The organism is Psychrobacter sp. FME13, from assembly GCF_014861395.1.
Classification (GTDB): domain Bacteria; phylum Pseudomonadota; class Gammaproteobacteria; order Pseudomonadales; family Moraxellaceae; genus Psychrobacter.
Map to the genome: position 1 here is coordinate 1 of NZ_RRYV01000112.1, position 10,019 is coordinate 10,019.

8 protein-coding genes are annotated in these 10,019 nt (G+C 42.0%); 5 read left to right on the forward strand and 3 right to left on the reverse strand.

The features are described from left to right. The first annotated feature begins 364 nt into the window (after positions 1-364). Positions 365-1,864, forward strand: coding sequence for a PepSY-associated TM helix domain-containing protein (locus EI164_RS11800; RefSeq protein ID WP_192520154.1), 1,500 nt, complete (start codon positions 365-367; stop codon positions 1,862-1,864). Positions 1,865-1,988: 124 nt separating this feature from the next. Here EI164_RS11800 and EI164_RS11805 read toward each other — a convergent pair whose 3' ends face one another. Beyond that, on the reverse strand, positions 1,989-3,683 hold the full coding sequence (locus EI164_RS11805; RefSeq protein ID WP_225739259.1) for a multidrug ABC transporter permease/ATP-binding protein: 1,695 nt from the start codon (positions 3,681-3,683) through the stop codon (positions 1,989-1,991). A 223-nt stretch (positions 3,684-3,906) separates the two neighbouring features. Between EI164_RS11805 and EI164_RS11810 the strand changes: the two genes are divergently transcribed. From EI164_RS11810 to EI164_RS11820, 3 genes are all read left to right on the forward strand, one after another. Further along, positions 3,907-4,341 (forward strand): MarR family winged helix-turn-helix transcriptional regulator, encoded by a 435-nt coding sequence (locus EI164_RS11810; protein ID WP_192520155.1) that lies wholly within the window; start codon positions 3,907-3,909, stop codon positions 4,339-4,341. A gap of 185 nt (positions 4,342-4,526) precedes the next feature. Further along, the gene (locus tag EI164_RS11815; RefSeq protein WP_318779545.1) at positions 4,527-4,709 is read left to right on the forward strand and encodes a glutathione S-transferase family protein; all 183 of its coding nucleotides are present in this window, start codon (positions 4,527-4,529) and stop codon (positions 4,707-4,709) included. Positions 4,710-4,824: 115 nt separating this feature from the next. Further along, positions 4,825-5,610: a siderophore-interacting protein gene (locus tag EI164_RS11820; protein ID WP_192520157.1), complete on the forward strand. Its 786-nt coding sequence runs from the start codon at positions 4,825-4,827 to the stop codon at positions 5,608-5,610. A 57-nt stretch (positions 5,611-5,667) separates the two neighbouring features. Here EI164_RS11820 and nirD read toward each other — a convergent pair whose 3' ends face one another. Both nirD and nirB read right to left on the reverse strand, forming a co-directional pair. Next, positions 5,668-6,018, reverse strand: a complete 351-nt coding sequence (gene nirD, locus EI164_RS11825; protein WP_192520158.1) for a nitrite reductase small subunit NirD — start codon at positions 6,016-6,018, stop codon at positions 5,668-5,670. A 125-nt stretch (positions 6,019-6,143) separates the two neighbouring features. Next, positions 6,144-8,744, reverse strand: coding sequence for a nitrite reductase large subunit NirB (nirB, locus tag EI164_RS11830; protein ID WP_192520159.1), 2,601 nt, complete (start codon positions 8,742-8,744; stop codon positions 6,144-6,146). Positions 8,745-9,526: 782 nt separating this feature from the next. On the opposite strand from nirB, the gene EI164_RS11835 reads away from it, so the two are divergent. After that, positions 9,527-9,985, forward strand: a complete 459-nt coding sequence (locus EI164_RS11835) for an MFS transporter (RefSeq protein WP_225739260.1) — start codon at positions 9,527-9,529, stop codon at positions 9,983-9,985. Positions 9,986-10,019: the final 34 nt, after the last annotated feature.

Sequence of the window (10,019 nt, forward strand, 5' to 3'; positions counted from 1 at the left end):
CGTCTATGGGCATCTCACAACTCCATTGTATTCTTGGTCGAAAACAATAGATTAGTGAGGTGCTCTTCTTTTTTCAATCACTTTCGAAGTTGAGAGTGGGGTATTATCATTAAAAAATTACAGTGAGAGAGTTCTGAGAAAGGTACAACATGACAAGCTATGATCTCGTTTGGTTTTCTTATACTAGTTCGTATTTGGTATTCAACACGCCCTAACATTGCCCCGATGTTATTTAAATTTGACTACATAAACAGTGGTCTTTAAATAAGTTTTCTCGTATGATACAGCCGATATTATTTTAATAGATTTATGTTGCTAATTAGGGCGTATTCTAGGCAGTCAGAGAATATTCAGGGTCATATTTATGAGTAGAGAAAGCAATCAGTCAATCAGTAATAGCCATCGCTATTTTACAGTATGGCGTTGGCATTTTTATGCGGGCATGTTTGTCGCGCCTTTTTTAATCGTTTTGTCTGTAACCGCTTTAGGTATGTTGTTTATGTCTAATACGGTCGGTTTAGACGGTGATCGTTTGACCATCGCTACGCCAGAATCAATGCTGACAGCACCAGTCTCTACACAAGCAAAAAACGCGCTTAGTACTTTGCCCGATAGTACACTCGTTAAATATATTGCGCCTCGTGATGCGGATACCGTCGCCTTGTTTCAGGTCAAATCAGAAGACCAGACTAATATGGTGGCAGTGAACCCTTATACGGCTGATGTCGTCAACAGCACGCCTGCCAGTAGTAGTCTTTATAATACTTTCAATAATATTCATAGTGATTTATTGATTGGTAAAACAGGTGACTACCTCTTAGAAACCGCCGCTGCACTGACTATCTTAATGATCTTGTCGGGTTGGTATCTTTGGTGGCAAAAACGCAAATCACTCAAAGCCATGCTGATACCTAATGAGGCAGTAGCCAACAAGAAAAAACGTTCCTTTATCCGTACCATTCATGCGACATTGGGTAGCTGGGTGTCGATTTTGCTGCTATTTTTTTGCATATCAGGAATGGCATGGGCAGGCGTGTGGGGTGAGAGAGTTGTTCAGGCGTGGAGCCAGTTTCCTGCAGGTAAGTGGGGCGTGGCTCCGATGCCAGTGTCGATTGATTATAGTCAACACAGTGCCCCAGCGAATGAATCAGCGCCAGAGCCTCATGTTCATGGTGCCGCCGCGACAGATGCGCCCACACATGGTAGTGTCCTAAACTCGGGCAAAACAAAAGAAGTTCCTTGGGTGCTTGAGCTGACGCCGATGCCAGTCTCGGGCACAACGATGGGTAAAGATGGCATCGCGCCCAATCTACCCATTATGGTCGATACGGTAGACCGATACGCCCGTGAAATTGGATTTGTCGGGCGTTATCAGCTGAATCTACCACAAGGTGAAACAGGGGTGTGGACGCTCAGCCAAGATTCGATGAGCTATGACATGACAAGTCCAACCGCTGATCGCACCGTACACATTGACCGCTATTCGGGCAAGGTGTTGGCTGATATTCACTACGACGATTACAATGCCTTTGGCAAGTTTATGGCAGCAGGTATTGCTATTCATATGGGTACGCTAGGGTGGTGGAGTGTGTTGGCCAATGTCCTGTTTTGTCTTTTTGTTGTCATTATTAGTGTGAGCGGTTATGTCATGTGGTGGCAACGTCGTCCTCGCAGTACTAGCGAAAGTATAGGACTAAATCCGCCAGCACGTGGTCAGCAGTTCTCCATTTGGTGGCCAATTGCTATTCCTTTATTGATAGTCGCGATTATATTTCCAACAGCGATAATTGCTATTTTGGTCATTGCATTGTTAGATTTTTTGGTAATATCTCGTGTTGCATTTCTACAGAAGTTACTAAAATAAGCAAAAGCGGTATATTTGTGGGTTAAAGGCATTGCAGCGGCACGTGTCTAGTCGATTGTATTTTTCTGTAGTGGGGCGACTTATAATAAGTTGCCCCATTTTTTTAGATTTTTGATCGTATGCGTTACAACATCGCAATGGCGTCTGTACTGGCACGCTTTCGCTCTTCTGCATTCAGTTCAATTAACCTGCCTTCTTTCATCAGTAGCAACCGATCTGCATGTTCAAAGTAGCCGTCATCATGACTGATGATAAATAGGGTTTTTCCCCTCGCCTTTAGCTCAGGTATCAGTGTCTGATAGAACACGCGGCGAAACGCAGGATCTTGGTCAGCCGCCCACTCATCAAGCAACAAAAACTCTTTTTGTTCGGCGACTGAAAGTAGCATCGCCAATCGCTTACGCTGACCTTGGGATAGCTTGTCTGTCGATAGTTGATTGTCTACGATTTCAATTTTATCCTGCAAGTTCAATTTATGCACCCAATCGTTGACCAGCGTCATATCAGGACTATCACCCTGATGGCCAATCAGTTGCTTAAACAGATGCTGATCGCTAAAAATAGCAGAAAATAGCTGCCTATAATCCGCATTATTCTTTGAGTTCTCTCCTGAGCCAATGAGCTGATCGTCCACTTTTATAGAGCCTGTGGTCGGTGTAAAAATGCCTGTGATAATTTTGGCCAAAGTGGATTTTCCGCTACCATTGGCACCGATTAAAAACACTACCTCACCACGGTTCAAAGTGAGGTTGACCGATTCTAATATATTCGTATTCTGCGTTTCAGTTTTGATACTGTCATAGCGATAGCCGACGTTGGTTAGCGACAGGGACTGCCAGTCTTTTGTCACGTGATCAGTCATAAATTCTGCCTGGTAATCAGCCAGTTTAAAAGACTGTATTTTGTCTAGCGCCACCTGCGCCGTTTGCAAGGTCGGATAAGCACCAACGGCGTGAAGAATAGGGGATTGCATGAACAAAATCGTTAAGGAAAATGTAGTTGCAACACTCATCGGTAGATTTAAATAGTTCGCTACCGCAAACACCACACCAATCGAAGCAAACATCATGATATTAGACCAGTTCACAGCAGATAAGTGGTAGGTATCAGATTTGATAACAGCCTTTTTGTATGCATTTGCATGAGACAGAAAGTCATCGTTATAGAGCTTTTTGGCGCGGTGCTGATTGAGTGACAGCTCCTTACGTCCATCTATAACGGATTGATAATCTTGATACAAAAGATCATTAATTGCTCGTAGTTCAACTAAGTGAATATAGACATGTTTGACTAAAATAGTACTTATCCAAATGGTCATCACAATCCAAAACATGATGATAAACAATAACGGCAGCGACAACCAACCTAGATATAGCGCTACACCCACAGACAAAATAATGCCTTGTACCAATTCAGGCATACGTACAAAGGCAACGGTAATAGATTGTATGTCTGAAGATAAGCTGGCAAGCAACCGCGCGCTACCCAAATGATCTATTTGCGGCACATGTGTATCGATAATTTGCTTGACCAGCTTTGTCCTGAGCTCATAGACGAACTTATGTCCCAAGCATGTCAGTGCATACTGTGATAAAAAAGTAGTGATGAGCAGCAGTACGACCAAGGCTGAAAAGTAACCCAAACTGAGCAAGGACAATGTATCAAAGACAGGCTGACTGATAAAAGTGTGGTTGATATAAGCAATGATACCCACACTGACAGCAGCATTAATTAAATTAAGTAAAATAACTTTGAGAAAAGGTAGGCGATAATGCGCCCAAATCATGTGATATAAAGAAATGCTAGTGCGAGAGGGCATAGTGGCTCAGTAATAAGAGAAGAACATAAAAATTTATATGCTATTGATAATCATTAGTATTTGTAATATTGTGGCGTTAATCTATTTATGTGTCAATGTGTTTGTACTGGCAACGGCCTAACTCACCATTATAAAGTAATACGACTTATTAGACTTATAATTAGTTGACACAATCAACCTTATTGTATATAGTTGCTTTTATCAACTATATAGGAGGTGTTGTATGTCTAAATATGCATTAAGCGAAACCTTACATCAATTGATACATACCTATACTAATCTGTTGCTTGAAGGGGTCAAACGTCAAGAGCTAGATTTATCTGTGACGCATATCAGAACATTAAAAGGCGTCTGTCAAAATCCTGAGGTCACCGCAAAATCGATCGCTCAGCGTATGCAACGTGACAAAGCACAAGTCACTCGCGCATTGAACGACCTTTTGGTCGCTGATTTAATCGTTAAAAAAGACAATCCTTTAGATGGTCGTAGCCAGTTGCTACAGCCAACCGCCAAAGGCAAGGCTGTGATGGCAAAGTTAAACGCTGCAGAAGAGTGGACGAGAGAACAGTTAACGCAACACTTAACAGAGGCTGAGCTCAATGCGTTTTTACAAGTGAGTAAGACTATGATTAACAATGTCAAAAATAGCCAAAGCTAAATGACAAAGCGGTTTGAAACAGCCTATATCAAAATGTTAATCGCGCATATTTAAGTTGAGTATTGCTTAAACACGATAAATGAATATTTTTTATTTGAACTAGGGCGTGTCTTCATTTCAGCATGGTGATAAAAATGAGATAAATTGCTGTCAAACAAGAAAAATAGCGCAGATTATATCGGGATATTAACCAGCCATTTGGCGATGCCTTTTCGTTGGCAGATATTACTTGGATTCCACAACTGGTTGTTTTAAATAGAGCAGGCTATCCTTTTTCTCAGTATGCACACTTTGAGCGCTGGAAAAATGCGGTTATGGCTCGCCCTAGTTTTAAGCAAGCGGTGACTGATTGGTTAAAGCAAGGGTAAGCAGCGACGACCGCAGAATGACCATAAAGTAAAAATGATAGCAAAATAAAGTGATGATGATAAAAAACGGTTTAATCCCATAAAATATTGAATACAAGAGAAGAGTCTTATAACTATGATAAATCAAAAACCCGTAAGAGAAGTCATGACCGTAGCTGATAAGCAAATGCTAACCCCGCATTATATTCGTGTTTGCTTAACAGCACAGCCTGCCACTATCGCTAATATCGCGACTATGACTGTTGGGGTAAATAATAAAGTTGCCATACCGATAGATAAAACCCAAGCGCTTGATTTAGAGGATAAGTCCAGCTTTGTGATGCGTACTTATACCCATCGCGGCGTTGATGTTGAAAAACAACAGATTTGGATTGATTTTGTCGCCCATGGTGATGAAGCGCCAGCTTCAGGCTGGGCCACGCATGCGCAAGTAGGTGATGAACTAGGTGTGATGATGAAGCCCAAAAACAAAGCGCTTTATCCTGAAACAGACCATATTTTATTAGTGGGTGATGCCACGGCTATACCAGTGCTTGGCGCGATATTACAAGACCTGCCTGCTACTACTAGTGGCCACTGTATTATTGAAGTGCATGATGCAGAGGACGAGCAAGATTTGCCAACTGCAGCCAATATCGAAATGACGTGGTTACATAATGCCGATCCTACGCAAGGCAGTCAGTTGGCTGATACGGTTAAATCTATAAAACTACCAAGCGCAAATCAAAGTCGTTTTGCTTACATTGCTAGTGAGTTTGCAACCGTCAAAGCCATTCGTCAGTATTTGAAAGGTGAGCAGAAGTGGTCGAAAGACGAGCTATATGCTTTTTCTTATTGGAAGGCAGGCGTGGCTGAAGATCAGTCTGCCAGTGATCGGCGTGCAGAAAAAGATGCAGAATAAGGTGTATTAAGCATTGTACTTTAAATGATGACACACCTTAACTCTATTCACTAAAAACTACTCACTAAAAATGATCACATTATTAATATCAAGTCCAACTCGGTATGAATTAATTTTAGTATTAGCATCGTCCAAGCATTGTCCAGTAGCAAGATTAAAGCGCTGCTTATAAATAGGTGAGGCAACGTACAGTACATCTTCGGTCGTACCAGTGTCACTTGCAATGCTAGTGCCACCAATTAACCCACGCGATAGTACGTTGGCCTGACTAAAAGGATCGTAATTATCAAGGGCAAACAAATCATTTTGGGTGGTACGAAAAACAGCAATTTGCTTGCCATCAACTAGTGCACAAACACCGGTGTCAGGTATGATATCGTCAAGAGTACAAATGGTATGTTGGTTCATGAGGCGTTATCCTTAAGTATGTACCGCTACAATTAATGAGTGCATAAGCAAACGAATGCGTTAAGTTGAATGATACTTTGCGAAGAGTCATGCATCACAAAGTATCAGCAGCATCAGATGAGAAACTAAGCCAACTCAACCAACTTAATAGTGGTTTTTTCAGCATCAGTGGCTGGACGTATTTGCTCTCGTTCTTGTACAAACACCACGTTATCATCGCCTTTTTCACTGTTCACGAAATGGCGGAAGCGTTTGAGCTTTTCGGTATTGCTGATGGTTGCTGCCCACTCGCATACGTAATTGTCTATCAATAGCTGCATTTGTGCTTCGAGTTCATCGGCAATACCTAAGCTGTCGTCAATGATAACGGATTGTAAATATTCAAGCCCGCCCTCTAAGCTTTCACGCCATTTGGAAGTACGCTGAAGTTTGTCGGCTGTTTTGATATAAAACATGATGATGCGGTCGATATATTTAACCATGGTTTCGGTATCGAGATCGGTGGCAAACAGTTCAGCATGGCGCGGGGTGATACCACCATTACCGCAGACAAATAGATTCCAGCCGTTTTCTGTTGCAATCATGCCAAAGTCTTTACTTTGTGCTTCGGCGCATTCGCGCATACAGCCAGACACGCCCATTTTGATTTTGTGCGGTGAGCGTACACCTTTGTAACGATCTTCCAGTCTTAGCGCGAGACCAATGCTGTCATCGACGCCATAGCGGCACCAGTTATTGCCAATACAAGATTTGACAGTACGTAATGACTTACCATAGGCGTGACCTGTTTCAAATCCTGCTTCAACCAACTGGCTCCAAATATCTGGTAGTTGTTCCATACGTGCACCAAACAAATCAACCCGTTGCCCACCGGTAATTTTGGTATATAAATTAAACTCTTTTGCCACTTGTCCAAGCACAATGAGCTTGTCTGCGGTAATCTCACCGCCAGGTACTCTTGGAACCACCGAATAAGTACCATCTTTTTGAATATTACCTAAATAGTAGTCATTGCTATCTTGCAATGGGGTCAGCTCTGATTTCAGTATATGATCGTTCCAGCATGAGGCTAAAATAGAGGCAACGGTTGGTTTGCAAGTCTCACAACCATGGCCGCTACCATGTGAGGTCAGTAGTTCATCAAAAGTTCTGATGCCATGTACGCGAACCAAGTTATACAAGTCTTGGCGCGAGTAGGCAAAGTGTTCGCATAAATTATTGTTCACCTCAAACCCAAGAGCGGTCAGCTGATAGCTAACGGTATCTTTTACCATCGGTGCACAGCCACCACAGCCCGTACCTGCACTGGTGGCAGCTTTTACATCAGCAATGGAGTAAGCACCGTTTTCAACTGCTGAACAAATGGTGCCTTTGGTCACGTTATAACAAGAGCAAATAGTCGCGGTGTCTGGTAAGTTCTCAATGCCCATGACGGGTTTTTCGACATTGGGTAATATCAGGCTTTCAGGATGAGCGGGTAGGTCAATATCATTTAAATATAGCTGCAATAAATTATTATAATCTTCGGTATCACCGACCAATACAGCGCCAAGCAAGTGTTTGTTGTCTGCTGTGGTCACCAATTTTTTATAAATACCTTCGGCTGGGTTTTGATACAAGTAGCTTAAACTGTCATCAGTTTTGCCATGCGCGTCACCAATGCTGCCAACATCGACACCCATTAGCTTCAGTTTGGTACTCATATCAGCACCAGTAAATATTTGCGCTTCTTGACCGGCAATTTGTGCCGCGCAGATACTGGCCATACTATAGCCAGGTGCGACCAAACCAAAGACTTTGTTATCCCATACTGCGCACTCACCAATAGCGTATACATGGTTGGCGTTGGTACGGCACTGGCCATCGATCAAAATACCACCACGGCCACCCATCTCAATCCCGCATTCTGGATTGTTTTTGATGATACTGTCTTGTGGCCTGATACCGGCACTAAACACGATCATATCGGTGTCTAAAATAGTGTCGTCTGTAAACTGCATGGTTAAGCAGTGAGCGTCGGTACTGGTATCATTTGGATCAAATGAAGAGTTGGTTATAATTTCTTTGGTATTCTTGCCCGTTAATACAGTGACGCCCAATGCCTCAATTTTGCGCTTTAAAATATCGCCACCAGCCGCATCAAGCTGAACGCCCATCAATTGCGGCGCGAACTCAACCACATAGGTATCCAGGCCTAGTGTGACCAGTGCTTTTGCAGCTTCGAGCCCTAGTAAGCCGCCGCCAACCACCACGCCCTTTTTGACAGCGGGTAATTCGGCAATGGCCAAAATCTCATCCAAATCTGCAATGGTTCGGTACACGTGGCAGTGGGCATGCTCACGGCCGGGAATAGGTGGTACAAATGGGTATGAGCCAGTGGCCAGCACCAGCTCACTATAATCAATTTGCTCACCTGATTCTGTTGTGATGCATTGATTGGCTGCATCAATATTGATGATACGTTGGTTTAGATGTAAGTTAATTTTTGACAGCTCATAGGCACTCAAATCCACCAAATTTAGCTTACTGGCATCTTTGTGTTCAAAATAGCTCGATAGGTATACACGATCATAAGCAGGGCGATCTTCTTCAGCAAAAACATGAATATCAAATTGTTGATGTAGTCCTTGTTCGATGGCTCTCTCAATAAAATGATGACCAACCATACCGTTGCCAATCACTACCAAATTGCCTCTTTCTGCTGTGCTCGCTGTCGTGCTATTCATACGCCTATCCTTAGTAATGGTTTGCTTCCAATATGGCCGCTGCCTATATAAGCCTTATTCCATAAACGGCTAATTTTGTCATCAATGGCTGATGCTAAGCGATTGATGACTACTAATGTACAACATTCAATAATCATGCCAGTGCGAGGGCTGTGAAAGCATCTTATTACCATAAGGTGATGCCCGAAGGGACTGCTACGGCATAGCCTGCTTATGTCTGGATGTTTTTGAAAATCTAGTAATGTGATTGTTTTGGGTAATAAAATTATGATGAATAATAATTACTTAGCACATTACATCTATGGTGCATGCACCAAAATAGATGAGCGTTTGCCCCAAATTGGTTGTTATTAATGTTGTTGAGACAGGTGAGGCGTACGGTTTGGCAGTACTGTTTTCATGACTAATAAAAAAATAATTTATACCTAGATAATTATCGTATGGCTACTGTAAATATGACCTAAAGAGTTTTTGTAGTATCAAATAAAAGATTGTTTTTATACTGATTTTTAATGTTTATAAAACCAACTGGCACAAGCATTGCATTGCTCTACATTGTGTTGACTCCCATTCTTTTTGAATATTTCTCAGCTTAAGTAACTGTTTTTGGCGCATTTAAAGGCTAATACTCAGATTGAAAACACGAAAAATACTTAGTTTTATTGCTTAATTCTAATAATTAATTTGAGTACCTGTTTTTGATGGTTCGTTTGAATACTTAGCATTTTAAATACTTAGCATGTTGTCATTAACCAAAAGTTAATCATTTGAGGAAGTCGCCTATGTCATCATCAACCCCCGTTGCACCCAGCAGCGATAAACTAAATGTCTTATCATTTACGGGCAAAAATAAAATCCTACATTTAGGTTGGATGGCATTTTTCCTTACTTTTTTTGTTTGGTTTAATCATGCGCCTTTTCTATCAGCGATTGGTGAAACACTTAATCTGACTAAAGATCAAGTCAAAACTTTGCTTATATTGAACGTTGCCTTGACCATTCCTGCTCGCGTTATTATTGGTATGTTGACCGATCGTTTTGGTCCGCGCATTGTTTATGCCGCGATTTTGTCCATTGGTGCGATTCCCTGTTTTACCTTTGCATTCGCGCAAGATTACAACACCTTGGCACTATCGCGTTTTTTGCTAGGTTTTGTCGGTGCAGGTTTTGTGGTTGGTATTCGTTTGATGAGTGATTGGTTTCCGACCAATGAGCTAGGTTGTAGTGGTCAACTAATTTAGGACACCTGATAAGAGGTTTTTGTTAAAGTAGCGT